Raw genomic sequence first — 26,263 nt, forward strand, 5'->3', positions numbered from 1 at the left:
CGTCTTTCGGAAGTAAATATTAACACACGAAATACCGGGATTTCTTTAGTATCTTTGCCCGATAGATCATACGGGCGCGGTAGCAGGCACCATAGCCTGAATCTGCGACCGGCATAATAATTTGTGTATTTTACGATGAAGCAACCTGTTGAAGGATTTTCCAAACTCACCAAGAACCAGAAAATAGACTGGCTGGCCAAAGCTTATTTTGCAAACCCGGAAAAGGCTGTCGCTATTTTTAAAAAATACTGGAACAACGACGAAAAGCTACAGAAGCTTCACGATGAGTTTATAGAAAATACCATCACCAACTATTATCTGCCCCTGGGAATAGCTCCCAATTTCCTGATCAATGACAAGCTTTACATCATACCAATGGCTATAGAGGAAAGTTCGGTGGTTGCTGCTGCGGGGAAGTCGGCCAAATTCTGGTCCGGGAGAGGTGGTTTCAATACAGAAGTCATTGCCACGGAAAAGATAGGACAGGTACATTTCATCTACAAAGGAAATACCGATACACTACGGGATTATTTTTCACATATTAAGCCCGAACTTTTCAGAGACACCGAAACCATTACGGGGAACATGCAAAAAAGGGGCGGGGGTATTATCGACATCGAGCTCCGGGACAAAACTGACGAACTGGACAACTATTACCAGCTACATTGTACCTTTAATACCCTGGATGCGATGGGGGCCAACTTCATCAATTCCTGCCTGGAGCAGTTTGCAAGAACCTTTAGAAAAGGAGCATTGGAATATACTGCTTTCGAAACAGAGGAGAAAGAGATACAGATCGTAATGAGCATCCTTTCCAACTACGTCCCGAATTGCAGGGTTAAGGCAAGGGTATCTTGTAAGGTCCAGGAACTTAACGAAGATAATATGCCTCCGGAGGAGTTTGCGGACAAATTTGTCCGGGCCGTGGAAATAGCCAGAATAGAGCCTTACCGGGCCGTAACTCATAACAAAGGGATAATGAACGGTATAGATGCCGTTGTCCTGGCCACGGGGAATGATTTCCGGGCCGTAGAGGCAGGTGTCCACGCCTACGCGGCAAAAGGTGGCAAATACACAAGCCTTACACAAGCCTCGGTAAAGAATGGGATATTCCTGTTTGAAATAGAAGTTCCCCTGGCCCTGGGTACCGTGGGCGGACTTACCAGCCTGCACCCCCTCGTAAAGCTATCCCTGGAGATGCTGGGCAATCCTTCCGCACCGGAGCTGATGCAGATTGTGGCCGTAGCGGGACTGGCACAGAATTTTGCCGCAATACGATCTCTCGTTACTACGGGAATTCAGAAAGGACATATGAAAATGCACTTGCTGAACATACTCAACCAACTGCATGCCACCGAAGAAGAAAAAGAATATTTTGTCCGGTATTTTAAAGACAAGACCGCTACACACCGCTCGGTAACGGAAGCGTTTTACCGACTACGGGAAAAAGCGTAACGAAAGACTCGAATGAAAGCGCATACCGGTAGTTCCGGTAGCGTACAACGATATAAGATCACCTCGCATTGTGGAAAAACATTTTTACAGTAACGGAAAACTATTGCTCACCGGAGAATACGTGGTTCTGGACGGAGCACGATGCCTGGCCGTTCCTACTTCATACGGACAATCCCTCACTATAAAAGAAGGGGACAGCGGGAAACTTTCCTGGACGAGCAAAGACGAAAAAGGACATACCTGGTTTTCTTATACTTTTGACATTAAAGCGGATATTGACCTTGCCGATCGCAATGCCCTTAGAAAGGACGGAACTATTCAAAGGCTGACACAACTACTACAGGTAGCCAAAGAGATGAACCCTGCTTTTCTGAATTATACGGAAGGGTTTACCGCTGTGGCAAAACTCGGTTTCCCCAGGGACTGGGGACTGGGGTCTTCTTCCACATTGGTGAATAATCTCGCCGAATGGGCCAGTATAGACCCTTTTGAACTACTGTGGCGAACCTTTACAGGAAGCGGATATGACATAGCCTGTGCCAGATATAATTCACCCGTTCTATACAGGGTGGAGCAGAAAAACCCGGAAGTTATTCCCGTACCTTTTGATCCTCCTTTTAAGGACAAACTGTTCTTTGTTCACCTCAACCAGAAGCAGGACAGCAGGGAAGGCATCAAAAGATACAAAAGCAGAAGTACGGACGAGAAAGCAATACGGGAAATTTCCGAAATCACCGACCGGATTCTGGTATGCCGGGAACAGGAAGAATTCGAATCTCTGCTCATACGTCACGAACAGATCGTAGCTTCGTTGATAGAACTTCCGACAGTAAAGGAAAAGCTTTTCCCTGACTTTCCGGGAGCGATGAAGAGCCTCGGGGCATGGGGAGGAGATTTTATTATGGTCTCTTCCCGAAACCATCCCGGAACATATTTCAAAAACAAGGAATACAACACCGTTATCCCTTATACCGACATGATACTTCGCCCGGGAAAATCTTCCGGGAATCCCGAAAATTAGTCCATGGCATTTTTCGTTACATAGGCCCGCCATCCTATAATGGCCAGTTGCCACTTTTGGGCTTTGGCAATATCCAGTTGCCGTTTACTGAAAGAGGGCAGTAACAGTTTGTTCAGTTTGGCCAGAAGTTTGAAAAAACTCTTTTTCATATCTACAAGGTATTAAAAAAACCGCACTAATGCGGTTTTTAATAAAAATATGATACCAATAAGGAAAAAATCACTCTTCTAAAGTAGTTATTTCTACAACTCCGTTAACTCCGTCTTTTCCATATTTCTTCCTAGCATTTTCTCCTTTCAATACATCAATTCTGGCAATTGAAGAAGGTGAAACAGAATTCATATCAAAATCTTTATCCCTGATCTTTCCGTCTATTACATATAACGGAGGAACCGCGTTCCCTGTATTTACATTCATTCCAGAAACAACCTGAGAAGCAGGCATCGGTAGCCCATAGACTTCTGTTTTCTCTATAGTTGCGTACCCGAATTCATCGGAGCCGTCCATGAAGAAATGAAAAGGTTTTATGGGCTTATCTCCGGAAACGGCCCAGGACCCCGTAGATGCTCCTTTTTTAAATATTGAAGAGATCGCTATAATCTCCCCCAGTGCATTCCTCTTAATACGCTTAAATTCCAGTTCAATACCATGAGAGGACTTCAGTGCTTTTGATTTTGCTTCTAAATAATTATCCGTAACATCCTTATCTATGCTGACATCAATATTTAGTTCTTTACCATTTTCTTCTCCCTGCGCCGCTACCTCCCGGGTATTAACGACAAACAGGAATAAGGTTAGCACGGGAATTACAATCCCGTATTTCCACAATTGTTTTTGATTTGAATTTCTTGTGTGTAACATAACTACTCGTTTTTTGATTGATGAATTAAAAAATGTATTGGTCAATACCATATGTTCTTTATATGCTGCCGTCTGCCGTAACAACAGTAGCTGATAATCCTTCTTGTCTCCCCTGTCTGTTCCGGCCGCAGAACGATCTGCAAGGTATTCCAGGTTTCTCACCGCTGCTTTTTTATACAACCAGACGACCGGATTGCACCATTGAAACACCGTAAATACATGGAGAAGCACTACATCGAAGGAATGCAACTGCCTTATATGTGCTTTTTCATGTGATAATATGACTTCCAATTCTTTTCTGTCGGAGTACATTCCGGGGTTATACACCAGAAAGTAAAAAAAGGAGAAAGGACTTATATCTTCGGTAGTTTCCATTACCAATATATTCCCCTCTTTTCTCTTTTTGCAGGAGGACAGGCACCTTCTCAGGGAAAGGAACTGCACCATCAGCCGTATAGCAAAGAACACCAATCCGGAAATATAGATCCAAAAGACAATATTCCACATATCCGGTCCCCCGGTAATTGCATCGGAAACAACATTCTCCGCATTCTCATCGGGAAGATAAACCATCTGAACGGCATCTACCGTTCTTGTTATAGTCCAGAAAGGCAATACGAGAGATAGTATAACCCCGGATAACAGAAAGTAGCGGTTCCACCGAAAGAATGTCTCCCGGTGCAGGAACAGCCAGTAGCATCCGTAGAAAAGCGTTATAAATCCACCACTTTTAGCGGCATAAATCAGAAATGCCTCCATTACTTCTTATTTTCTACCCGGTTTATAATCTCTTTCAGCTCTTCAATGCTTATCTTATCTTCTTCCGCGAAGAAAGACACCAGGTTTTTATACGAATTATTAAAGTAATCGGTAATAGCATTGTGAATAAACCTCTTCCGGTATTCCTCCTTTTCTACCACCGGGTAATACTGGTGCGTGTTACCATAAGCCACATGGTTTACGTACCCTTTGTCCTCAAGATTCCGGATAATGGTAGACAGTGTATTATAATGTGGTTTCTCCGCTCCGAATTCCGCCAGAATATCTTTCACAAACGCTTTTTCCAGCTTCCAGAGCATTTTCATTACTTCTTCCTCTTTATTCGTAAGTTTTTGCATAGCCTTAGTCTTTATCGTACTGATGTTTTAAATAAACTTCAGAACAAATGTAAACTATTTTTTTAGTTATGAAACTATAAAAATAGTTATTTAACTAAAATTACAGTTATAAAGTTATAACAAACAAAAAAACCCGGCCTGGAATCGGCCGGGGTTTTCTTTGTATTCTTTTTGTTCTTAATAGAACATTGCCCTGTTATCTTTTATTTCGGCTGCTCCTTTAAGAGCAGTAAGGACACTGTTATTTACTGTATTTCTATTAGTCGATTTCAGTGTATTGGCATAAGTACTGTAATTATCCAGGGCAGGCGCCTCGGTTTTTTTGGTAACGGTCACCATATAAGCTCCGTCACGCCCTTCAATAACTCCCGATGTAGCTCCTTCTTCCAGTGCAAATGCGGTTCCGATAACTTTAGGTTCTCTTCCGGCACCGGAAATAGAAGGCGACTTCATATTTAATCCGCTGGCAGTTGCTACCGTAACTTTATTCGATTTTGCAAATTCTTCCAGAGAGGAAATGTTACTTTTCTCGCGGATCAGTTCGGCTTTCTTTTGTTTTCTCAATATTGGAGTTACCAGTGCAGAAACATCTTTTGCTTTTGCCACTCCTTCTTTTCTCTTATTGGTAAGCTGTGCAATAATATATCCGGAAGGAATATCAAATCGTTTTATATCCCCTGTACTTGTCTCTCCGTTGAATGCCCACTGCACTACGGCTCTCTGATTCCCTATACCGGCAAGCGACTCGTCCATAGACTTCAGGTTTTTTACCGGGCGTACACGGTAATTCATTTCTTTAGCCACATCGCTAAAGTTTTTGTCCAGCGCCTCCATTTCAAATTTGGTAGCTTCCGTAAAGAGGTTGTTTATCGTATTTTGTGACGGCTCCACTTCCCTGGCAATAGTAGCTATCTGTACTACATCCTGCTTATCCTCTACCTTAATCACATGATAACCGAAGTCGGTCTCTACCATATCTATTTTCCCTACAGGGTTAGCAAATACAAATTCGTCAAAAGCTTTAACCATGGCACCCTGGGTAAAATAACCCAGATCTCCTCCTCTTGAAGCGGTAGGGCCATCCGAATTTTCCCTTGCCAGTTGTGCAAAGTCCGTGCCGCTTTTCTGAGCTTCCGCAAGCACTTCCTTAGCCTTTGCTTCCGCTTCTTCCTTACTCCTGGTTACATCGGGGTTAGCCCTCATACCACCTTCGTACTGTATAAGAATATGACTTGCCTTTACACTTCCACCGGCTTTTTTATTCAGCATTCTGGAAATCCTATAGTAATCTCCTTCTTTGTAAGGCCCATACACCTGTCCGATGCGGAGGTTAAACAATGTATCCGCAACTGCCGCAGGAAGGTCTTTTTTAGCTACATAGGTAGAATCAAAAGGAATATCGGAATTGGAGTTGACAAAATCTTCCACATTAGCTACTGTTCGAAATCCCGGCAGGGTGTCGTTCTTTTCTGTAGTACTGTTATATTCCACCCGGCTGTTGAGCAATGCGGATATACCGTTCCTGATCTCGGATTCATCTTCCCCGGAAGGTTTCTCTTCGAAGAAGACATACTGTATGTCTCTCGATGCTTCGTCTTTGTATTCTTCCTTATGCTCGTCTATATATTTCTGAATCTCACCTGTAGATACGCTTACCAGGCTATCTGCCACAGAGCTGTAAGGTACTTTTACATATTTTATATCTACTTTATCGTTTTCCAGCTTATATGCCAACTCCCCTTCTTTAACAGTAGCTCCTACCCCGGCTTTTACCAGGTTAAAGTACGTCTGCTCCATAGACGACTTGATAAGAGCGTCTTCCTGCAATTTCCATTGCTCGTAAGCGGCAGGGTTGTTCAGCCTGAGATCGGCAATAAATTCTATGAATTTTTCCTCATCAAAAACTCCGGCATTGTTAAGAAAGGTAGAATCCTGCGCAAAAGCAGGGTTTGCTTTTACAACATTGATAATCTGGTCTTTTTCTATGTGTATTCCAAGTTCTTCGCATTGCTGATCCAGTAACTTGCTTCTAACCTGTCTTTCCCATACCTGATTAACTACCTGTACGGTAGATGCTCTTTCACCGTACTGACGTGAAAAATATTCTACTTCATCTGCAAAATCCACCCTGGGCAATGCTTCTCCATTCACTTCTCCTATGGAAGAGGTATTGCTGCTTAATCCTCCGCCATTTCGGAAAAGGTCGGAAATAACAAAAGAAAATAATGCAAGACCGATAACAAGGATAAGTATCAGTGAACGCTTTCTTATTTTTTCAAGAACTGCCATTTGTCGTTAAAGTTATAAAATTCAGTTCGCGAAAATACCAATTTTTTACTATAATTAAAACCCGGTATCCTTTTTTGTTGGAAGTTAGCAGGAAACCTGACAATTTAAGGATCAAAACATGAGGTTATACAACAACACATGATCTTAGGATTACAATTACTCCTCTTCCACTATTTTGAGTTGTACGAGGTCTATCTTGGTACTTCCCACCTCCAGTATGGCAAAACGGTAATCCCCAATGGCAACTTCCTCTCCTTTTTCGGGGATCTCACCAATATGGCTAACAATAAGCCCTCCGAGGGTTTCATAATTTTCGCTTTCGGGGAGGTTAAGTTTATATTCTTCGTTAATATAATCCACTTCGAGACGTGCGGAAAACTTAAACTCCTTCTCTCCTATTTTTTCCTCATACAGAGCTACGGTATCGTGTTCGTCCTCTATTTCTCCGAAAAGTTCTTCTACAATATCTTCTATAGTAAGAATACCGGACGTCCCTCCGTACTCGTCGAGTACTACCGCTATACTCTTTCTTTTCTTGGTGAGCGTACCGAGTATATCATTTATCAGCATGGTTTCCGGAATAAACTCCACCGGAAGCATAACATTTTTGATACTCTCCGGCTTTTTAAAAAGCTCAAAAGAGTGTACATATCCTATGATATCATCTATGGTGCCTTTGTAAATAAGTATCTTGGAGTAACCGGTCTCCGTAAAAAGTTTAACCAGGTTTTTCGGGGCTTCGTGAAGTTCCACCGCCACAATTTCTGTTCGGGGAACCATAACTTCCCTGGCCTTTACATCGGAGAATTCCAGGGCATTCTGGAATATCTGGATTTCCGTATCTATCTCATCTTCATCTTCCATAGACTCCATTTGTTCCGAAATATAATCTCCCAGTTCCACTTTACTGAAAGTCAGTTGTACTTCGTCTCCTTCTGTCTTGAAAAAAGTCCGTAAGATAAAATCGGACACATGGATAACCAGTTCCGAAATAAAAGAGAAAAGCATGTAAAATCCATATGCCGGAAAAGCAAACACGCGCAGTAACCTGTTGGCATATACCTGGAAGAACACTTTGGGGAGAAATTCTCCCGTAACCAGTATAATCAGTGTAGAGATCAGTGTCTGCACAAAGATGATCCGCAAAGGCAGTTCTCCGGCGTTTATGAAATCGGGATATAATTTACCAATAATAAGTTCGCCCATGTAAAAACCGTAAATCACCAGAGCTATATTGTTCCCTACCAGCATGGTGGCTATAAACTTGGAGGGTTTGACCGTAAGCCTGGTAAGTACCTTGGCAAGCAACCCTTCCTGCTTTTTCTCCAGTTCTATATGTATCTTATTGGAAGACACATAAGCGATTTCCATACCTGAGAAAAAAGCGGAAAGCAATAAAGATATTACGATGATTATAATGGAATAGTCCATAAATACAAATCACTCTGTTCCGGTATCCCGGAACTTTTACCAACAATTATTTATTGTCTTTTCTACGTTGTTCGAATTTCTTACGGTAATGTCTCCGGAATAAAAACATGAAAACGGAAACTACGGCAAAAATGGAAAAAACATAGGCCATATTCCTGTCCGTATTCCATCTCCTTACCGTTTCTATAACAGACAAAACAGCTACTACCAGGTAAATTATTTCACTTATTCTAAAAAACTTCATTTCGGTCTTTCTGATTTCCTTATATACTAATGTATAAAAAATACACAGCGTTTCCACAAAGATACACAAAGTGGGCCATTGTACGGAAAAAACGTGGGTTACGAAATCTCCGCACTGTGCATTTTATTCTTTAATATCTGTTTGCGGTGTTCCGGATTCTTCTTCCTGCACATCTATATCTTTGACGCCATCTACTTTGTACGCCCTTACCTGACCTCGTCCCTGTTCAAAATCCTGACTGAACTCGATCCCTTCCCCGTTCATTATGGTGCCGTCTTCCGGATTGGTGAAAGTAAATTTCTCTTTGGTAAAAACCCATTGGTTTTTCTGGTCCCAATAGAGCTGTGATGTTTCCAGTTTTTTTCCGTCGTGGGTAAGCAATACCACATTACCGCGAAGATCGCTCATATCGGTAGCCTGGTATACAATACCATAATCGGCAATGACGGTGCTTTTATTCTTTTCTTTATCAAAAAAATCCACCTTGAGTCCTTTGGGAAATTCCTGGTACGGAAATTCCTGATTGGAATAATCCTCACTTAACGGACTGGTAAGCGTAGCTTTGATAAGAGCGGAATCCGTATAGATAAGATAAAAGTTCTCGGCAATCCCGCCGGGAAAGCGTTCGGAAGTATCTATTTTACGAATATCCTCAAAACTGGAATCGCATGAAAAAAACATTGCCACAGCAGAAACTGTGACAATGCTTATAAAAATATGATTAATCCTTTGTTTCACTTTATGGCTTACAGGTTAGGAACTGTTACGCTACCACCTACCCAGCAATTAAACTGAATAGTTTTTCCGGCCATTCCGGAACTAAAGATGTCCTGCTTACTGGGAGCTCTTCCTTCATAACTTGCAGCGGTCTGGGCTGCATGTGATTTTACGGAAGGATCCACTTCACCCGCTTTCCTTGCCATTTGTGCCGCTTTCCAGTACACTGCTCTTTTTTCAAAAGTAGTATTACCACATTGATTGGCACTATTAGCATAAAGTGTAGCTATCTGTAAATACGCTTTTCCGTTGGAAGGTTGTGCATCCAAGACCTGCCTAAAATATTTGTAAGCAGTGGTACCCTGACCTGCATTTTTATATTTTACACCGATCTTAAAAAGAATGTCGGCCTTTTTATAAGAATCTTTTTCCAGGCTTACCGCTTCGTTATAATACTTCAGCGCTTCTGAGGAATTTTTCTTTTTATCGTTCAGAACTCCAAGATAATATGCGGATTTGGAAGAGGGCTCTACTTTATGCAGGGCTTCTACCAATTTGATAAACATAGGATCGTCCGAACACTCCTTACCATCCATTCTGCCAGCAGACCTTTTCAACCACTGCGCATCGGTTTTTTTTGCTTCAAAGTTTTTTTCGAGCAAAGGGATCAGATTATCACAGTCTGCAAGGTCTCCCAGTTTGGAATCGATACTACTGCTTATTTTACCGTAAGATCCCGTATTGATCTTTGCATTACCGAATTTTTGTTTGTCTTTAGCACTCAGGGTTTCACCGGCTTCTTCCTTTTCTACATACTCGTCGAGTATTTTAGACAGGGACGCCATCTCATCGTCTATCCGTTCGTTGACCGCATCATAGGTATCGAAAACTTCCTGCAGGTCTTTATTTCCCGAATTGTACTCATCGACCATCAATGAAAAATAAAGGTAAAGTGCTTTAGGATTACTGAAGTTGGTCCTGTCGTTCTGGAAAGCATCGTCCAGAAGACCGTAAATCTCCTGATTGGTACCTGTTTTTTCATCATACATTAACAGGGCCTTTTTTGCCAGGACATCCGCTTTACTGTATCGTTTCGGAAAATATTGCAACTCTTTATCGTACATAGACATCAGAGTATTGATATATCCTTTGTGTTCTTCTCCCGAAGAATTGCTTATTTTATCTTTTAAGATACGTTCTCCGTAAACATAGGTTGCCGGGTGTATTTCCGGACAATTGTCGAACACCATCTTCCAGGGTTCATAGGCCGCATCATAATTCTTAACTTTCGCGTGTTCCCCGAATACGGACAAATTTGTCATACATTCCGGGTTTTGCGCCTGTGCGAACGCAAATCCGGTTCCCCCAACCAAACCAAATAAAAATAATATTCCCTTCTTTTTCATCTTTTTTAGAATTTATTTGTGGTTAATCATACTTTCTTTTCACAAACCATTTATCGTTAAGCGATAAACTGATACTCACTTTAAAATAATCTTCCTGAATTCTTCCGTAAGTCGTTGTCCCTCGTCTACCGAGTTCAAAACCTACGTTAATATTGGAAAACAAACCTGCATATTGCAGGGAATTCGTGGTAGGAATCGGGGGGCCTAACGGCAAACCTAGACCAAAAGATATGCCAAAGTCGTTCAAAGGTATATCTTTCACCAACAGCCCGGTCTCTTCATAACGAACACCAAGCCTGTAAACAACTCTTTTCCAGTATTTTGTAAAAGAACTATAATCCGGTATAAAGAAGCCTCCCGCAGAAAACCTGGTAGCATCTTCATAGCTTACTCCGGCCACCGAAACAAACGGATTATTAAAATCTCCGTTTTTCTTCCATTCGTATTCCGCTCCGGCAAACCATTTACGATCTTTCCCCACCCCGACTCCAACAGAGGCTTTTTGCGGAATAGTGAGATCCACCTGTCTGAGCCCTAGGGCTTCGAGATCTACGTCTTTCGTCTCCCCGACAAAACCTCCGGTATTGGGGTTTACATTACCTATGGTAAAGGTTCTCCTGTTGTCGGAAGAAAGGGTAGCTTCCGGCGAGTATGCCAGGGATGAGTGTAATACCAGATCGTTTTTTAATCGCTTTTTATAGTTCAACGCCAGTTTAAAATCAAAACCACTAAGTTCCGATGAATTATTTTCCAGGGTAGGTCGTTCAATTCCCTGAACAACCCTGCGATATTGGTTTTCTATTTTTCCAAAACTGTAATTGGCCGATGCTCCGATACTTAAATTACCGGTAAGCTTATATCCTGCCGAAACGAACACCCTGTTCGTCCCTCCTTCTCCATTATATTGGTTCAGTGTAGTTTCTCCTCTCTGTTCGAGGTTGTACCCGACGGTCGTATAAGGCATAAGCCCGAATCCTACTCCCAGTTTACTACGGATCACGGGAAACCCGAGCGCCAGGTAATCCAGATAGGCATTGGAGGTGCTTTCTTGCTGTGTTTCGGTTTTCAGGTTGAGATTGGTGTAAGAACCTCCGCCGGTGTACACGGTGAGCTGGAGATCGCTGTAAGCGGCCGGGTTATTGAGGTTGAGATGAATACTATCGGAATACATACTGATGCCGCCCATGGACTGATTTTCCGTCGTTCCCTTGAACCTTTGGTCTCCGATACCATAAAAAGAGTAAGGTGACGAAGATCCTCTTTGCGCATAACCGCAAGTGGCAACACATAAAACTAAAACAATAAATATCTTTCTGATCATTGGTTCTTATTGAGTTCCAAAATATAATTCAGCCCTTTCAGGAGGAAATTTGAATTCGCAAATATGCTACTTTTTAATTGTTTTGACAAAAAATCGAGGTCACCACCCGTTAAAATAACTGTTAAATGTTCAAATCTATGCCTGTATTGCGCAATAACCCCATCTATTTCATTTACAACACCATTCAGCACCCCGGAAGATATACTTGATGCTGTGGAATCCCCGATAAAATCGTCCAGCCGGGTAGAATCAATTAACGGTAATCTGGCGGTAAACGTATGCAAAGCTTTATACCGCATTTGTATTCCGGGGGAAATAGCCCCACCGAGATACTGTCCTCCTGCGTTCAAAAAATCATATGTAATACACGTACCGGAGTCTATAACCAGCACATTCTGTCCGGGATATTCACGACACGCGGCACTGACAAGGGCCACCCGGTCCGCCCCCAGTGTACCGGGAGTAGCATATTTGTTTTCAAAAGGCAATACGACCAATGCTCCAATCGTATGAACTTTTACGATCTTTTGCAGTTGCTCCAGGTCTTTTTCGAAGACATTTGCCACCGAAGCGACAATAATATCGGTAACGGAACTGTATTTTTCCAGTAAGCCTGAAATTTTTTTAAAAAAGTCATCAGACCGGAATTTTTCGGAATACAAAATAACATCTGATTGAAAAACAGCAATTTTCACGAAGGTATTTCCGGCATCTACGGCTATAGTCATAATCAAAAATAAGGACGTAAATTTACAAAACAGTTTTTTTTCCGTTTTTGTTTTGGAAAATTTAATTTTGCACCTATATTTGCACCCGCAATAAAGCAACCGGTACCTTAGCTCAGTTGGTAGAGCAATGGACTGAAAATCCATGTGTCCCTGGTTCGATTCCTGGAGGTACCACGCAAAAAACCGCTTGAAATTCAAGCGGTTTTTTATTTTTAAAATATTGATGATTGTTCGGCAGCTATCGAAAGAGAGATCACTAACCCGCATTCGTGTTTATTTCATCCTCTCTAACAACGCCACATCTTTATGCCAATTTTTCATCAGGCAGTCATAGGCATCTTGTGTTTTGGTAATACGAAGTGTATGCGGTGATCCTTTTTTGATGGTTTCGGTCTTCAAATCAATGACAACGTTTTTTATAGCCGACTCCATTTCGTTTCTTTCGCTCTGATTTTTGCGAAAATCGAAGACCGTTTCATCGGGTGATTCCAAAAAAACTTTTAATATCTTCCATTGTGCACTATATCCGGCTGCGTCAGGTATCGGGCGGCTCCAATCGGCAGGTGGTTGCGGTTTATTGTTTACACGTTGTTGCAGGTATTCACGACAAAATGAAAGCAGTTTCTCTGTTAGTTCGGATGACTTCATCACATCTAACAGTTTCGTAACCAGCACATTGCATATATATTTCCATTGAGGTTCTTTTGTAAGGGCTTCAACAATTGTTTTTGCCCATTCTTTTTCGGTTAGAATTTGCGCCAGCTGAAACAAATCGGAAAGTGCTGCTGCATTGACTCCCCTTTTAGTATTGGCATATACCTTTTTAAAGTGATTGGGCAACAATACTATTTGTTGCAAAGCAACAGACTTTAAGGTAGCGGTATCTGTCATTGCGTTTAGTACACCAAGCAATTTTTCCAGAACCGGAAATGTAATATCGTCTGCAATTTTTTCAAACACTTTTATTGTGTTCTCAACGGGTAGAAATTGAAAGAGTTTAACCCAATGATCCGAATCTATTTTCTCAAAAAAGAATTGCGAACGCTCCTGGCCTAATTTCGTCAAAAAGGCCTTTTCATTTCTACTGATAATCCAGTCGGCTACAGCGTTGAAGTTTTCTTTTTCGCCCGACCTGGATTTGCCGTTTAATCCGTTGGTTAAAATATCTTCCACCGCCGTAACTTCCGCCTCACTTATTTTCTGTCTGCGATTGAAAAAGGCTACCCAATTGAGTTGGGTTGCCGTATTTTGGGCATACAACAATTCCGCGTTCATCTCTGGCGACCAAATCATTACCGCTCCGTAATGGTACCAATGCATTATGTCGGGGCCATAATTACCCATATAACCTGTCGATTCTTTTATGAGAGGCTCTCCTTCGTTAAGAGGAAAGGAAGTCATCAATTCGTCCTCTTCAAAATCTATCTCATCAAAAGCCGGTAGTTCGTTTTCCAGCCAGTATTCTATGGACAAGCTTTCGTCATATACTTCTCCCATTTCGGCGTTCTCGTCATCACCATAATATCCGTCATATTCCGGGGTTCCCGCAAGATAAGAAGTAACCAAACACAATTTTGCATAATACCCCGCCTGTTTTGCTGCCAGCAGAAGAGCCTCGGTTTTAGCGCGGTCGTTCAGTTTTAATGCATCTTCTGAAAAGTTTTTAGGAGTGTATTGATGCCCGAGTAAGATAATATAAGGATTATGCAGCATATTGTTTTCGACAAATAATCCGGCGAGCCTGTTGGCGTGGCTTTGCAAAGATTGCGGTTCAATTTTTTTTCCTGTCTTTTGCTGGACAAGATTATACACCAGGCAAACACGGTAGCCCGAGATAAGCGGTTTTACCTCGTGATCGCAATCTGCATAAAAAGCGGCATAGTTTAAGGCATAACCGGGATTTGTATTAGCAAAATCGGCGATTACCTCATTCCCTTCAAAACGAATCACCAATTCGCCGCCGGTGTAACGGGAAGGCAAACCAACGACGAGCGAACCAAACATTCCTTTTTCTTTTTCCGAATCTTTGTGCGGTAGAAAAAAATCACCTTCTTCGTAAATAAGTAGTTTATAAAAATGTGCCGTAACGGTATAATCTTCCAGTCCGAGGTCGGTTTTGATATTTTTGATGGCTTTTTCTAAAAAACCGTTCCAGTCCGGATTGTTGAAATGCAGTTTATCGGCATCAATTTCCCAGGCACTCCGCACATTGTTGTCCACTATGGTTTGATTGCCCTTCCCAAAGGGTGCTTTGTGGGCAACCTGTATTAACGCCTTTGTCTGAAATTGATTTATCGGATAGGCTATTTCACCCACCGTTTCAACCTCCAGACCGGGAAATAAAAAATCAGCTGTACGGATGCTTGCAAATTTCCCACTGCCTTTCATATCTTGTAAGCAGATAAGGATATTTTTCTTTAGTTGATTCATAAGCTTAAAATACAAATGGTCTAAAGTTTTTGTATCAATTTATCGAACAACCACTCAAAAGCCTCTTCTTGCTTATACTTCAGGTTAGGGTTCAGAAGTCCTTGCATATCCCCTGAAAACAGGAGTGACCTCTTTTTTTCTTCCATATTGAGCAGGAATTCCTTTTGGGTCGGTGTTTTGCCCACTACGAATTTCATGTATTCATTGTAGCAATGAATGATCTTTTCATAATCTAATGTTGCATGTTGATCCGCGTAGTAGAGGTCAAATAAGTCTCTGCCTTTTCTACGTTGATAGAGTGCACGAAGCTTAGTTCCCAAAAGTTCGTCCAGGCCATAAGTAGTGATTTCGCATTTTCCGGAAAACCAATCGCTTTTCACTCTGAAAGGGAAGGCATTCCATCCCAGGAGGTTAAAATGTTCCCGACAATTGATTTCTATCTTTAATCTTAGGCGTTTATCGGGTGAATATTCTGAATGGAAACGATAAAGAATGGTATTGTTGTTAGCTTTTGGTTTAACTACACGATCTTCTTCAAAAAAGGTAATGACTTCATCTATTCGTTGTAAAATGGGCTTGATCGGGCCTTCTTTGATCTGGACCAGATCGATATCTTCTGAGTATCGTGGTGCAGGGTTCAGGTAGAGTTTGTGTAGTGCTGTACCTCCTCTGAAGGCCAGGTTTTCGCTTAGAAATTTATCTGAAAAAAGTGCTACCAGAGCCCTTGATATGATCAGGTTTTGTTCAACTTGCTCATTGGTATTCCAGGGTGCATAGTCCTTCCATTTTGCTATATACGGTTTTGGAATCATAAGTCACTTTCTAATTCAATATTCACATCCACTTTCCAGTTATTATTTACACTCCCAGGACTGTTATCCTTTTCAGGACTTAATAGTACGGGAAAATAACTGCGGCTCTTGAAATACTCTTCTATCGGTTCGATAAGAGAGGTGCCAACCTGTAATTCTTCCAGAAGAAATCCTAAACGTTGGATAGAGCTGGTATACGGGTACCACTGAAGCAAGTCACAGATATCTTGCGACTCCATAGACTCGCTTAATTCTTCTAAAACAGTCAGCACCCGGTTTAATCCTCCTATTTTGGATTGATAATGGATTAGATCAATAGCTGTCAAAGCAGGAGATGAAACATTGAAGAAGCCTGCATCTGACTTCCTTTGTAAAATGTTTTTCTCAGGCCACTTGCTGGCAACAGAAATATTCAGGTAGATAGCTCCTTTTTTAATATCTCGTAGGTTGGGAATTTTTGTCATGAGGTAGCTTTGCTGAACCTGCTGGTGACTTGCCTCATGAAATGCAGCCGCTGAAAAAAAGGCGATGTAGTATGGTCTTCCTAAGAACTTGAACAACCTTTCTACATAAAGTTCCAGTGGTAACCGACCATAGTTTCTATACCGAGGAGGCAGGATCAAATAAAACCCCTGACGAAGTGTGAGCACTTCTTTCTTCTTCGAAAGCCGAACTAATTCATGCTTTAATGCTGTATCTGTCTTATTTACTTCAGATTTAAGCTCTCTCCAGGAGAATGCATATTGCTCATACGCCAAACATTTGTCTACAAATTCAGCAACACTTTGCATTTTTAGTATTTTTATGCACAAGGTAGTAAAAAGTAGTTAAATACGCATAAAAACACTAAACATATTAAATTAGTCAAGGCCTACGACATATAAAGACAAGGTCTAAAGCGTTCTAAAACAAAGCTCATTATCAATGTTGCAACAAATCTTTAGCCGCATCCTTGTTATTACAAAAGTATCAGATTCAACGACCATCCAATAATAAGTCACGACAACCCCATTAAGCTACTGTAAAACTCTTTAAAATCTATGTTATACCTCCTTCAGTTCAGGTTTGACAAGATTTGCCAAAAAGCATCAATTCTTCCACAAATTGGCTCGACAATAGTCTTGGAAACTCCACCATAAAAAAGCCCGCTTGAAATTCAAGCGGGTTTCTTATGGGCAAAATATGGTAATCAGGATCAGGTACAATGTCCTTTCAGGAACGCTCCTGCCTTATCTTTTCCCTGTGTTTTTCTCCCCAGTCACTCAGAGCCTGCAGAACATCTTCAAGGGAATCACTATATTCGGTTATTTTATATTCCACAACTACGGGGGGTCCGGTATGTACTTCGCGCTTTAAAAAGCCGTTGAGTTCCAGCTCTTTTAATTCTACCGAAAGCATTTTTGCTGAAATGCCAATGGTCCGCTGTATCTCATTAAACCTGGTACAGTCTTCCTTTAGTGCAATGATGATCTTCAGCCGCCATTTTCCACCAATGGCATACAGGGCATCGTCAATACCTTTTAATCGTTTTTGACAGGTCTCTTTGGAAATAGTTGTTTTCATGGTTTTCCACATAAAATTACAGCAGGTAACCAAAAGGTTAGTACTAACCTTTGGTATACTACTCACAATTGTAAAGTAAAGATACATACTTTTGAATAAACTTTACAAACATGAAAAATATATTGCACATTAAATCCGGTCTCCAGGGAGAAAACTCCTATAGCACCCGACTGGGAAATGCCATTATAGAAAGGCTAAAAGAAGTATATCCCGAAATACGGGTGAGAGAAAGGGATCTGGTCCGCGAGGCTTTTCCGCATATGCAGACCGAAACGGTAAATGCATTTTTCACCCCCGAAGAGGATCGTACTTCCGATGATATCAGAGCTATACAACAATCCGAAAGATCGGTTCGGGAACTTTTTGAAGCGGATACCCTGGTGTTGGACGTCCCTATGTACAATTTCAACATCCCTTCCCAGTTAAAAGCATGGATTGACCATATTGCCCGGGCCGGAATAACTTTCCGCTATACGGAAAACGGGCCGGAGGGACTGGTAAAAGGCAAAAAAGTTTACATCGCACTGGCTTCCGGCGGTATTTATACCGAAGGGCCAAACCAGGGATACGATTTTATTCCGGGTTACCTGAAAGCCGTCCTTGGTTTTCTGGGTATGACGGATATCGAGATCTTCCGTGCCGAGGGCACCGCAATGGAAACCACAAGGGCAATTGCATTGGAAAAAGCACTGGAAACTGCAGAAATCGCTTAATCCGGCAGATATTTACAAATTGTATTTTACCTTCAACATCGTATAACGGGGCTGAACCAGGTACCGGGAACTATTGAAATAAAGCTCATCAAAACTGTCTTGGTTCAGCTCTTCGTTATTCAATACGTTAGTAACTCCCACACTGTATTCCCACGGACTGTCTTTTTTCTGATACGAAAGATCGGCATTGAGAAAAGAATATTCGTTTTTCACCGTTTTTTCCTTGTCCCTGTAGTGGTTGTAGGTGTAATCGGCAGTAAAAATAAATCCTTTTAAAAAGGCGGCATCCACCCGTACAAAGGGTTTGTCCGTAAAGTATGTTGTCGCGTTCCCTCCGTTGTCATAGTTATTCCGGTTAAAGTCATATCCTAGTTCCACATTGGGGATGTCCCGGAAATTGGTAGCCATACTGAACTGATAATCCTGTGTAAACGATTCGGAAATACGCCTCTCTGCATTCACTATATTGTTAAACCGGGAATAGGAAAGGTTTGCCCGTAACGAAGCCTTGTAATGATTCCATCGTTTTTCATACCGGCCCGACGCAGTGAACACATCATCTTCAAAACCGGAATTTATAGTTGTACTCACCTGGTTAATCCCCTCTATACTCCCACTGCTTTTCAAAGCATTTATACGTTTATTATAGGACAGGCCGGCAAAAATGTTGGTGAAGTTAAACATATTAAAGCTGAAATAATTTAGGGAAAGATTATGGTACAGGGCACTTTCCAATTCCCTGTTACCACCGTATATGGCATTGTAATTATTAAAAACATACCCCTGCGCCAGCTTGTTGATATCGGTAAATTCCCTGGTTATACCATAATTAAACCTGAGATTTTCCGATTTTTTAAACTGAAGATTTATGTAGACATCCGGCAACACAGCAAACGAACTATCGGTAACCGATGTGCCAAACTGTTTATTTTCCGTTCTGTAGCTGTGTACGGTAAAACCAGGATTAAGTGTAAATATACCAGCCACGAGTTTGTAATGAAATCCGAAAAACACATCCGAGAAGTCATATGTAACATCATTGGCATAACTTTCCCCTTCCAACGGCATCACGGCACCGTCATCAAGGATTTGAAAAATATCCGAATTAAAATCCTGGTGGCTATAGGTAGCCCCAAAAGTAAAATTGAAATGGCTTTTCTTTCCGGTTATCAGGTAATGATCTATCATGGCATCGACCCTGTTGGTCTTTACCAATCGTTCCTGGTTAATATTGTACTCGCTCTGTCCGTCGTCAAAAGGCAACACCCCCTGAAAAGGCTGTAAATCACGTATTGCATTGTAAAAGGGGTCTTCATTCTGATACATATGCCTTATCTCCGCCGTAAAAATGTTTTTTTTGTTCAGGGTATAATATACATTGGCGCTCTGCGTAAGAGTAAGCGGGGTCTGCTCTTTGTATTCCCGGATGTCATCGGTAACATTCGAAACGGACACCCGGTCCGTGACCTCCTGTTGATCTGACATTTTCAGTAAAATATCATAATCTATCTGCAGGTCCGCATTAGGCTTGTAAACGGAATTCAGCTTGGCCAGTCCCAATCTGCTTTTCTGATCGGTTGCAGTTGTAGTATGTTCCGTCTCTCCCGATTCTATAAAAGTTCGCGACGCATCCGTCTGCATTTCCGTACCCGAATACGAATAAATAGCAAAACCACCCACATCCCAGGAACCGGTAGGGGAATAACTAAAATTGAAAGCTCCGAATTTAGTATCTATTTCCCTGGCCCGGTTATTCTGCATAAGCGACAGCCCCAGGTCATTGGATGCCAGATTAAAACTGGTCCCTCCTCTTTGATTGAAAGCCCGGAACCCACCTGTAAAATTAAAATAGTCCTGCATGGTAAACGGCAGTTCCCCTATATTGTTTACATCCGTTATGATATTCAGACTGTATTCCGGACTGTAATAAAACAACTTGGGATGGGCAAGATAGCGTTCATCCGGGCCTGCCCCTGCCGTAATCTCGCCAAACCAGAAGTTCTTTTTCCCTTCCTTTAGCTTAATATTAAGCGCAATATTATCGTCGTCATTGGTCAATCCTTTCATCTGGGAGACCTCGTTAAAACTGCGCAATACTTCCACCTTATCCACCGCATTGGCCGGGATATTCTCTGCAGCCAGCTTGGAATCGCCTTCAAAAAAATCCTTACCTTCCACTTTTACCCTTCCTACCTTTTTTCCTTCCACTTCTATTTCCCCGTCGGATGTTATTTCAACACCAGGCAGGTTTTTCAATACGTCCTTCAGCTTTTTCTCCGTTCCCTTATTAAAGGCATCCGCATTATATATTATAGTATCTCCTTTTACGGTGACCGGCATTTCATAAGTAACCTCAACTTCATCCAAACGATCAGCCTTGGGCAGAAGAACAATGTCTTTAAAAATGTCTTCCTGTACAGTTATGGCAAACTCTTCCGTTTTCATCCCCAGGTAACTCACCTTAACATCGTATGTTTTTCCACGGCTCAATTGTAGTTTGTACCTGCCCTCGCTATTGGATACCCCAAAAGCATCGAGATTCTGTGTTTCCCGGTTTATGGCTACCACATTGGCCATTTCCAGAAAAACACCGGTACTATCCTTTACAGTCCCCCCCAGTGCAACCGACTGCGCACAAACAGAAGGAACACAAAAACATCCCAGGAAAAAATATATGTAGTATTTCATAGCCGTAATCACTATTTAAACATAATAAGGTGTCGGAAGAATCCCTCTATCCGGATCGATCTATCCACCGATATGGAAAACTCTACCACCATCGCCCCGGTTTCGTCCTTCACCCCGGTGCATTTCCTTTATTTCTTCCATTTTTTTTCGCATGATCTCATCAAATTCGGATTGAGAGACCTCTTTCCCTTTTTTAGGAGCTTCTATTTTCTCTTTATCCTGTAGGTTCAATACTATCCTCGAACATGTGATGGTAGTCCTTTCGGTACTTACTTCCAGGATAAGTCCCGGAAGTCCCCAATATTCTCCGGGACCCAGATTAATAGGGATTTCCGGGGCATACCATGCTGTTATGACGATTTCCCTATCTGCTGCCCCGGAAGGCTCTTCATGCGAATCCGCCGGTTTTTCCCTTTTGTTTCTCTTCGCCGGTCGCACTGAAAATTCGGACAGGGATACTTTTCTTATTGCCATAGCCTTATAGCAGGTGTATTCCCCGATCTTCCTGGTTTCATTTTCCAGTTTCCATTGTAAGCCGGGCAGGGAATCTTTTACACGGAATATTTTCCCGAACACTTCTACCTGGTTGCAATACGTTGAATTCTTCACGTCTTTGTAGTAAATCCCCCCTCCTCCCGGACCTGCGAAAACCGCCATACCCATAACTCCCCTTTCCGCTACGGGTCGTTCTAATTGTTCTTCTTCTTTATATAATGATTCCGTACGATTAAAATCCAGGATAAAGGTTTTTTCAAGATTCTGTTTCATCCTTTCCATCATTCTCTTTTTCGCTTCTTCGGGCATATCCATACCTTCAAAGTCCATATCTACGTTGGTTTTGCTCTCATAGATTGCTTTTCCCTGGAAATCCTGGGCGGAAACGGAACACAACATTCCGATAAACAACAAACCGGTAACTGCTATTTTTCTCATAAGTCCCATATATATAAAACGAGTTTAATTATTTAATGCACAGACGCAAACACTCTTTAACACTACAACGCGATTCCGGTTTGCCGCAGACAGATATGTGCTGGCTCCGGAATAAATTTAGACTGTTAATTTTCCCTTTGAAAATAAAATAGATCAATCACCGACATGCCTATACAAAAGCGTAGGTTTTACAGACCAACCGATTATCACTATTGCTACAAAGTTCCCTGCCGGATACGAAACCCATGGATTCCTTCGTTACCATACCAGGAAGCATGGAAATATCTTTTTCGAGCACACTTTTATGTGTACTAAGAGACGAAATGTCATTTTTTAACATTTTCAGATTCGCTTTCCTATATAGTTAAAGACGAGATTAAACCGGAGATGTTGCTGTATATTTGTACCGGAAAGCAGCCAAAAATATTTTACCCGAACAAGGATAACTTGTATATTTACATTAGAAAAATATTTATCACTCAATTATTATCATACTATGCACATTGCCGTAGCCGGGAACATAGGTGCCGGAAAGACTACTTTGACCAAATTGTTAGCTAAGCATTTTAAATGGGAGGCACAGTTTGAGGATGTAGTAGACAATCCTTACCTCGACGATTTTTATACGCAAATGGAGCGTTGGAGTTTTAACCTCCAGATTTACTTTCTGAACAGCCGGTTCCGGCAGATATTGCAGATAAGGGAAAGTGGCAAGACCATAATCCAGGACAGAACCATATATGAAGATGCTTATATCTTTGCGCCAAACCTGTATGCCATGGGACTGATGACCAATCGGGATTTTGAGAATTACCAGTCGTTGTTTGAGCTCATGGAAAACCTGGTACAGCCCCCGGACCTGCTTATTTATCTGAGAAGTTCCATTCCAAATCTTGTAAGCCAGATCCATAAAAGAGGACGGGAATACGAGAACTCCATATCTATCGATTACCTCAGCAGGCTCAATGAACGCTATGAGGCATGGGCACACACATATGACAAAGGAAAATTTTTGATTATTGATGTAGATAAGCTTAATTTTGTAGATAGTCCGGAAGATTTGGGTGATGTCATCCAAAAGATCGATGCCGAACTCAACGGATTATTTTAGGAGTTGGTTATCAGGTTTTACAGGATTTCCAAAGGTATTGCTGTTTTGTATAAAGACCGATAGCCCGCAGATGAATAACTTTTCAATCTTATATCTATGGAATCAACAAAGCACAAACGTCCCAAACACAAGGGTTCCGTAAAACTATTTGACAATCCTATACTGGAAAAACTGACACACACGCATATTTCCATGCCGCTGGTCATATTTACGATGATCGCTGCGGTTCTTATTTACTATGGTATCGTGGAAAAAGGGTTCCAGGTACCGGAAATGATATTGCTCTTTGCAGCAGGAGCTGTATTCTTTACACTCGTGGAATATATTATGCACCGCTATTTTTATCACATGCCGGCCACTACGGAAAAGCGAAAAAAAATAGCATACACCATGCATGGCGTACACCACGATTACCCGAAGGACAAATCCAGGCTGGCCATGCCTCCCGTACTCAGCCTTATTATCGCTACCGTATTTTTTATACTGTATAGGGCAGTTATGGGAGATTACGCGTTTGGTTTCCTTGCGGGATTCTTCATTGGGTATAATGCCTACCTGGGCGTCCATTATTCGGTACACGCATTTAAGGTTCCCAACAACTTCCTTAAAATACTTTGGTTTCACCACTCTATTCACCACTACAGGGAACCGGACAGGGCTTTTGGTGTGTCCTCCCCGCTATGGGACCATATTTTCGGTACTATGCCCAGAAATCCGGGAGAAAACGCGGAGGTGAACAGATTGTAGTAACTTTTTAAAAATCACGGATACGCAAATTTCCGAATAGCATTATAAAAAACAATTCCGGACTGCAAGCCCAGAGGTTTAGAAAGTGGCAATCCTGCCCGTCCGACAAGCGGGAAATTGCCATGGTTATTAGGCTATTTAGGCAACACCCAATAACTCAACAACAGAGTAACTTAATAACCATAGGGTAACACAAAAAATTTATAGAAACTAAAGTCTCTGCAATAATCCTGATAATTATCGGGATCGGGCAGGGTTTAAAACCTAAAATTGAGACCAATAAACCTGCCTTCCGGCAGGTTATTTATGGATTGCTATATTTTTATTTTTCTCTTATCTCCTCTAAGATTGTCTCAGTCTCTTCCGAAGTTTCTTCTTTCACTGTTTCCCCATTCACTCTTTTGGACGTTATGATTGCCGTCCGGGTATTTTCGCCCTCTCCGGCAGACATTTTCACATCGACTTCCTTGCGGATATCTTCCCGCAAAGAAACCGTCTCGGCCGTCTCTCCTCCTAATATGGGAGCAATGACCAGTGCTACCAGGCAGGTTAACTTAATAAGAATATTCATGGAAGGCCCGGAAGTGTCTTTAAAAGGGTCGCCTACCGTGTCTCCGGTAACCGCGGCTTTATGCGCATCCGAACCTTTATAGGTCATTTTACCGTCTATTTCCACCCCGGCCTCAAAAGATTTTTTTGCGTTGTCCCAGGCACCTCCTGCATTGTTCTGGAAAATGGCCCATACCACACCGGACACTGCCACACCGGCCATATAACTTCCCAGCGCTTCAGCTCCCATAACAAAGCCTATAAGTACGGGTGAAAGAATAGCTATGGCCCCGGGCAATATCATTTCACGCAGCGCGGCCTGGGTTGATATATCCACACACCTGCCGTAGTCCGGTTCCCCGGTGCCCTCCATGATTCCGGGAATTTCACGGAACTGACGCCGTACTTCCTTCACCATTTCCATAGCCGCCTTCCCCACACTCTGAATGGCAAGAGCAGAAAAGATAACGGGCACCATACCGCCGATAAACAACGCAGCAAGGACATCTGCTTTAAAGATATTTATACCATCAATGCCTGTAAAAGTCACATATGCTGCAAAAAGCGCCAGTGCCGTAAGGGCTGCAGAAGCTATGGCAAATCCCTTACCTACGGCAGCAGTGGTATTACCCACGGAGTCCAGTATGTCCGTACGTCCCCGGACTTCTTCCGGTAATTCGCTCATTTCCGCTATCCCTCCGGCATTGTCGGCTATAGGCCCGAAAGCATCGATAGCCAGCTGCATAGCAGTGGTAGCCATCATTGCGGATGCAGCAATAGCCACTCCGTAAAAACCGGCCAGAGCATAGGAACCCCAGATGGCTCCTGCGAATAAAAGCACGGATGAAAAAGTAGACTTCATTCCTGTAGCCAGTCCCGCTATAATATTGGTTGCAGCTCCCGTTGACGAATTTTGTACGATATTCAATACCGGTCTTTTACCCAAACCGGTATAGTATTCCGTAAAAAATGATATGAGACCGCCTACGGCCAGCCCTATAATAGTAGCAAAAAAGACATTATTATTGGGAATTTCCTTAAATCCTTCCCCGAAGAATTTCATATGAATCGTTTCGGGAAGCATCCACTGGATCAAAAAATAACAGGCTACTACCGTAAGAATAATGGCGAGCCAGTTTCCCATATTCAAAGCCTTTTGCACCTGTGCTTCCCTGGCTTCATTGCTGCTTATCCGCACTACTAAAGTACCTATTATCGATGCGATAATACCTACTCCGGCAATCACTATGGGAAGCAGAATAGGCCCCATTCCTCCGAATGCGTCCGTAAAACCACCATTGATCTCCGCCATTTCCCGGATAATATAATTTCCAAGTACCATGGAAGCGAGAACGGTAGCCACATACGACCCGAAAAGATCCGCACCCATACCGGCCACATCGCCCACATTATCTCCAACATTATCTGCTATGGTCGCAGGGTTTCTCGGGTCGTCTTCCGGAATACCCGCTTCTACCTTTCCTACCAGGTCCGCCCCTACATCTGCCGCTTTGGTATAGATACCTCCGCCCACACGTGCAAACAGGGCTATGGATTCCGCTCCCAGGGAAAACCCGGCCAGGGCTTCCAATACGATGGTCATCTCTTCATAAAAACCCGCGTCACCGACAAGGAACATTTTGGTAAATACCAGGAAGAAAAGACTGAGTCCCAAAACTGCCAGTCCTGCTACACCCAGCCCCATTACCGTACCTCCCGAAAAAGAGACTTTAAGCGCCTGTGGTAAGCTGGTCCTCGCAGCTTGTGTAGTCCTCACATTACTCTCGGTGGCAATGCGCATGCCGATGTTTCCTGCCAGAGCGGAGAAAAACGCCCCAAAAACAAAGGCTACAATAATAAGCCAGTGTGTAGTGGGTACAAAAAAGGCTATAACTCCGAGAGCAATAGCCGCAATGATAACAAAAATAAGAAGAAGGCGATATTCGGCCTGCAAAAATGCCAGCGCTCCTTCTTTGATGTATTTGGAAATGGATTTCATCTTTTCATTTCCTGCATCCTGTTTTTTGACCCACATTGCTTTTACAAGCATGTAGACAAGCCCCAGGATTGCCATAATAATCGGCAAAAAAATAGTATTGGACTCCATATTTTTCAAAGTTTTTATA

22 protein-coding genes and 1 tRNA gene are annotated in these 26,263 nt (G+C 42.3%); 6 read left to right on the top strand and 17 right to left on the bottom strand.

All coding sequences use genetic code 11. The annotated features are described in order from the left end of the window. Positions 1-135 precede the first annotated feature (135 nt). Positions 136-1,455, top strand: a complete 1,320-nt coding sequence (locus ACVBDU_RS17290; RefSeq protein ID WP_447180978.1) for a hydroxymethylglutaryl-CoA reductase, degradative — start codon at positions 136-138, stop codon at positions 1,453-1,455. Positions 1,456-1,525: 70 nt separating this feature from the next. Further along, complete coding sequence (locus ACVBDU_RS17295) at positions 1,526-2,476, top strand: GYDIA family GHMP kinase (protein ID WP_447180979.1); 951 nt, start codon at positions 1,526-1,528, stop codon at positions 2,474-2,476. Here ACVBDU_RS17295 and ACVBDU_RS17300 read toward each other — a convergent pair. The 10 genes from ACVBDU_RS17300 to ACVBDU_RS17345 all read right to left on the bottom strand — a co-directional run bounded on the left by ACVBDU_RS17300 (position 2,473) and on the right by ACVBDU_RS17345 (position 12,591). After that, positions 2,473-2,625 carry an SsrA-binding protein gene (locus ACVBDU_RS17300; protein ID WP_447180980.1) on the bottom strand — a complete coding sequence of 51 codons (153 nt, stop codon included), beginning with the start codon at positions 2,623-2,625 and terminating at the stop codon, positions 2,473-2,475. The genes ACVBDU_RS17295 and ACVBDU_RS17300 overlap by 4 nt on opposite strands. Before the next feature lie 70 nt (positions 2,626-2,695). Continuing rightward, positions 2,696-4,096, bottom strand: a complete 1,401-nt coding sequence (locus ACVBDU_RS17305; protein ID WP_447180981.1) for a M56 family metallopeptidase — start codon at positions 4,094-4,096, stop codon at positions 2,696-2,698. Next, positions 4,096-4,455 (bottom strand): BlaI/MecI/CopY family transcriptional regulator, encoded by a 360-nt coding sequence (locus ACVBDU_RS17310; protein WP_447180982.1) that lies wholly within the window; start codon positions 4,453-4,455, stop codon positions 4,096-4,098. The genes ACVBDU_RS17305 and ACVBDU_RS17310 overlap by 1 nt, the downstream gene beginning before the upstream one ends. A 177-nt stretch (positions 4,456-4,632) precedes the next feature. Next, positions 4,633-6,744, bottom strand: coding sequence for a peptidylprolyl isomerase (locus tag ACVBDU_RS17315; RefSeq protein ID WP_447180983.1), 2,112 nt, complete (start codon positions 6,742-6,744; stop codon positions 4,633-4,635). A 156-nt stretch (positions 6,745-6,900) separates the two neighbouring features. Continuing rightward, positions 6,901-8,175 carry a hemolysin family protein gene (locus ACVBDU_RS17320; RefSeq protein WP_447180984.1) on the bottom strand — a complete coding sequence of 425 codons (1,275 nt, stop codon included), beginning with the start codon at positions 8,173-8,175 and terminating at the stop codon, positions 6,901-6,903. Positions 8,176-8,221: 46 nt separating this feature from the next. Continuing rightward, positions 8,222-8,419, bottom strand: coding sequence for a hypothetical protein (locus ACVBDU_RS17325; RefSeq protein WP_447180985.1), 198 nt, complete (start codon positions 8,417-8,419; stop codon positions 8,222-8,224). Positions 8,420-8,542: 123 nt separating this feature from the next. Continuing rightward, positions 8,543-9,157, bottom strand: a complete 615-nt coding sequence (gene lptC, locus ACVBDU_RS17330; RefSeq protein WP_447180986.1) for an LPS export ABC transporter periplasmic protein LptC — start codon at positions 9,155-9,157, stop codon at positions 8,543-8,545. Between the two features lie 8 nt (positions 9,158-9,165). Then, entirely contained in the window at positions 9,166-10,458 is a 1,293-nt protein-coding gene (locus ACVBDU_RS17335; protein WP_447180987.1) for a hypothetical protein, read from the bottom strand. 106 nt (positions 10,459-10,564) lie between these two features. Continuing rightward, on the bottom strand, positions 10,565-11,863 hold the full coding sequence (bamG, locus tag ACVBDU_RS17340; protein ID WP_447180988.1) for a BamG family beta-barrel-assembly machinery protein: 1,299 nt from the start codon (positions 11,861-11,863) through the stop codon (positions 10,565-10,567). Beyond that, positions 11,860-12,591 (bottom strand): type III pantothenate kinase, encoded by a 732-nt coding sequence (locus ACVBDU_RS17345; RefSeq protein ID WP_447180989.1) that lies wholly within the window; start codon positions 12,589-12,591, stop codon positions 11,860-11,862. The genes bamG and ACVBDU_RS17345 overlap by 4 nt, the downstream gene beginning before the upstream one ends. Before the next feature lie 101 nt (positions 12,592-12,692). Here ACVBDU_RS17345 and ACVBDU_RS17350 point away from each other — a divergent pair. After that, positions 12,693-12,765 (top strand) — tRNA-Phe (locus tag ACVBDU_RS17350). 99 nt (positions 12,766-12,864) lie between these two features. Here ACVBDU_RS17350 and ACVBDU_RS17355 read toward each other — a convergent pair. From ACVBDU_RS17355 to ACVBDU_RS17370, 4 genes are all read right to left on the bottom strand, one after another. Further along, the gene (locus ACVBDU_RS17355) at positions 12,865-15,021 is read right to left on the bottom strand and encodes a 2OG-Fe(II) oxygenase (protein ID WP_447180990.1); all 2,157 of its coding nucleotides are present in this window, start codon (positions 15,019-15,021) and stop codon (positions 12,865-12,867) included. 20 nt (positions 15,022-15,041) lie between these two features. Continuing rightward, positions 15,042-15,833 carry a nucleotidyl transferase AbiEii/AbiGii toxin family protein gene (locus tag ACVBDU_RS17360; RefSeq protein ID WP_447180991.1) on the bottom strand — a complete coding sequence of 264 codons (792 nt, stop codon included), beginning with the start codon at positions 15,831-15,833 and terminating at the stop codon, positions 15,042-15,044. After that, positions 15,830-16,624, bottom strand: a complete 795-nt coding sequence (locus tag ACVBDU_RS17365; protein WP_447180992.1) for a type IV toxin-antitoxin system AbiEi family antitoxin domain-containing protein — start codon at positions 16,622-16,624, stop codon at positions 15,830-15,832. The genes ACVBDU_RS17360 and ACVBDU_RS17365 overlap by 4 nt, the downstream gene beginning before the upstream one ends. A 421-nt stretch (positions 16,625-17,045) precedes the next feature. After that, on the bottom strand, positions 17,046-17,396 hold the full coding sequence (locus ACVBDU_RS17370; RefSeq protein WP_447176096.1) for a winged helix-turn-helix transcriptional regulator: 351 nt from the start codon (positions 17,394-17,396) through the stop codon (positions 17,046-17,048). Positions 17,397-17,506: 110 nt separating this feature from the next. On the opposite strand from ACVBDU_RS17370, the gene ACVBDU_RS17375 reads away from it, so the two are divergent. Beyond that, positions 17,507-18,109: an FMN-dependent NADH-azoreductase gene (locus tag ACVBDU_RS17375; protein ID WP_447180993.1), complete on the top strand. Its 603-nt coding sequence runs from the start codon at positions 17,507-17,509 to the stop codon at positions 18,107-18,109. Positions 18,110-18,121: 12 nt separating this feature from the next. Here the strand turns inward: ACVBDU_RS17375 and ACVBDU_RS17380 are convergent, their stop codons facing one another. After that, the gene (locus ACVBDU_RS17380; RefSeq protein WP_447180994.1) at positions 18,122-20,797 is read right to left on the bottom strand and encodes a carboxypeptidase regulatory-like domain-containing protein; all 2,676 of its coding nucleotides are present in this window, start codon (positions 20,795-20,797) and stop codon (positions 18,122-18,124) included. A gap of 60 nt (positions 20,798-20,857) precedes the next feature. Next, positions 20,858-21,730, bottom strand: a complete 873-nt coding sequence (locus tag ACVBDU_RS17385) for a GLPGLI family protein (RefSeq protein ID WP_447180995.1) — start codon at positions 21,728-21,730, stop codon at positions 20,858-20,860. 496 nt (positions 21,731-22,226) lie between these two features. Here ACVBDU_RS17385 and ACVBDU_RS17390 point away from each other — a divergent pair, with 496 nt between their 5' ends. Further along, positions 22,227-22,841, top strand: coding sequence for a deoxynucleoside kinase (locus tag ACVBDU_RS17390; protein ID WP_447180996.1), 615 nt, complete (start codon positions 22,227-22,229; stop codon positions 22,839-22,841). A 96-nt stretch (positions 22,842-22,937) separates the two neighbouring features. Further along, complete coding sequence (locus ACVBDU_RS17395; protein ID WP_447180997.1) at positions 22,938-23,588, top strand: sterol desaturase family protein; 651 nt, start codon at positions 22,938-22,940, stop codon at positions 23,586-23,588. A 322-nt stretch (positions 23,589-23,910) separates the two neighbouring features. Here the strand turns inward: ACVBDU_RS17395 and ACVBDU_RS17400 are convergent, their stop codons facing one another. Next, on the bottom strand, positions 23,911-26,244 hold the full coding sequence (locus ACVBDU_RS17400) for a sodium-translocating pyrophosphatase (RefSeq protein WP_447180998.1): 2,334 nt from the start codon (positions 26,242-26,244) through the stop codon (positions 23,911-23,913). Between the last annotated feature and the right edge of the window lie 19 nt (positions 26,245-26,263).

The organism is Sinomicrobium endophyticum (assembly GCF_052983315.1).

Bases quoted from the DNA above. Each gene is read 5' to 3' on its own strand.
- ACVBDU_RS17385 (WP_447180995.1), bottom strand. From the start codon at position 21,730: ATGAGAAAAATAGCAGTTACCGGTTTGTTGTTTATCGGAATGTTGTGT.
- ACVBDU_RS17395 (WP_447180997.1), top strand. From the start codon at position 22,938: ATGGAATCAACAAAGCACAAACGTCCCAAACACAAGGGTTCCGTAAAA.
- ACVBDU_RS17365 (WP_447180992.1), bottom strand. From the start codon at position 16,624: ATGCAAAGTGTTGCTGAATTTGTAGACAAATGTTTGGCGTATGAGCAA.
- ACVBDU_RS17370 (WP_447176096.1), bottom strand. From the start codon at position 17,396: ATGAAAACAACTATTTCCAAAGAGACCTGTCAAAAACGATTAAAAGGT.
- ACVBDU_RS17315 (WP_447180983.1), bottom strand. From the start codon at position 6,744: ATGGCAGTTCTTGAAAAAATAAGAAAGCGTTCACTGATACTTATCCTT.
- ACVBDU_RS17390 (WP_447180996.1), top strand. From the start codon at position 22,227: ATGCACATTGCCGTAGCCGGGAACATAGGTGCCGGAAAGACTACTTTG.
- ACVBDU_RS17335 (WP_447180987.1), bottom strand. From the start codon at position 10,458: ATGACAAATTTGTCCGTATTCGGGGAACACGCGAAAGTTAAGAATTAT.
- ACVBDU_RS17380 (WP_447180994.1), bottom strand. From the start codon at position 20,797: ATGAAATACTACATATATTTTTTCCTGGGATGTTTTTGTGTTCCTTCT.
- ACVBDU_RS17360 (WP_447180991.1), bottom strand. From the start codon at position 15,833: ATGATTCCAAAACCGTATATAGCAAAATGGAAGGACTATGCACCCTGG.
- ACVBDU_RS17290 (WP_447180978.1), top strand. From the start codon at position 136: ATGAAGCAACCTGTTGAAGGATTTTCCAAACTCACCAAGAACCAGAAA.
- bamG (WP_447180988.1), bottom strand. From the start codon at position 11,863: ATGATCAGAAAGATATTTATTGTTTTAGTTTTATGTGTTGCCACTTGC.
- ACVBDU_RS17375 (WP_447180993.1), top strand. From the start codon at position 17,507: ATGAAAAATATATTGCACATTAAATCCGGTCTCCAGGGAGAAAACTCC.
- ACVBDU_RS17310 (WP_447180982.1), bottom strand. From the start codon at position 4,455: ATGCAAAAACTTACGAATAAAGAGGAAGAAGTAATGAAAATGCTCTGG.
- ACVBDU_RS17325 (WP_447180985.1), bottom strand. From the start codon at position 8,419: ATGAAGTTTTTTAGAATAAGTGAAATAATTTACCTGGTAGTAGCTGTT.
- ACVBDU_RS17400 (WP_447180998.1), bottom strand. From the start codon at position 26,244: ATGGAGTCCAATACTATTTTTTTGCCGATTATTATGGCAATCCTGGGG.
- ACVBDU_RS17320 (WP_447180984.1), bottom strand. From the start codon at position 8,175: ATGGACTATTCCATTATAATCATCGTAATATCTTTATTGCTTTCCGCT.
- ACVBDU_RS17305 (WP_447180981.1), bottom strand. From the start codon at position 4,096: ATGGAGGCATTTCTGATTTATGCCGCTAAAAGTGGTGGATTTATAACG.
- ACVBDU_RS17355 (WP_447180990.1), bottom strand. From the start codon at position 15,021: ATGAATCAACTAAAGAAAAATATCCTTATCTGCTTACAAGATATGAAA.
- ACVBDU_RS17300 (WP_447180980.1), bottom strand. From the start codon at position 2,625: ATGAAAAAGAGTTTTTTCAAACTTCTGGCCAAACTGAACAAACTGTTA.
- ACVBDU_RS17345 (WP_447180989.1), bottom strand. From the start codon at position 12,591: ATGACTATAGCCGTAGATGCCGGAAATACCTTCGTGAAAATTGCTGTT.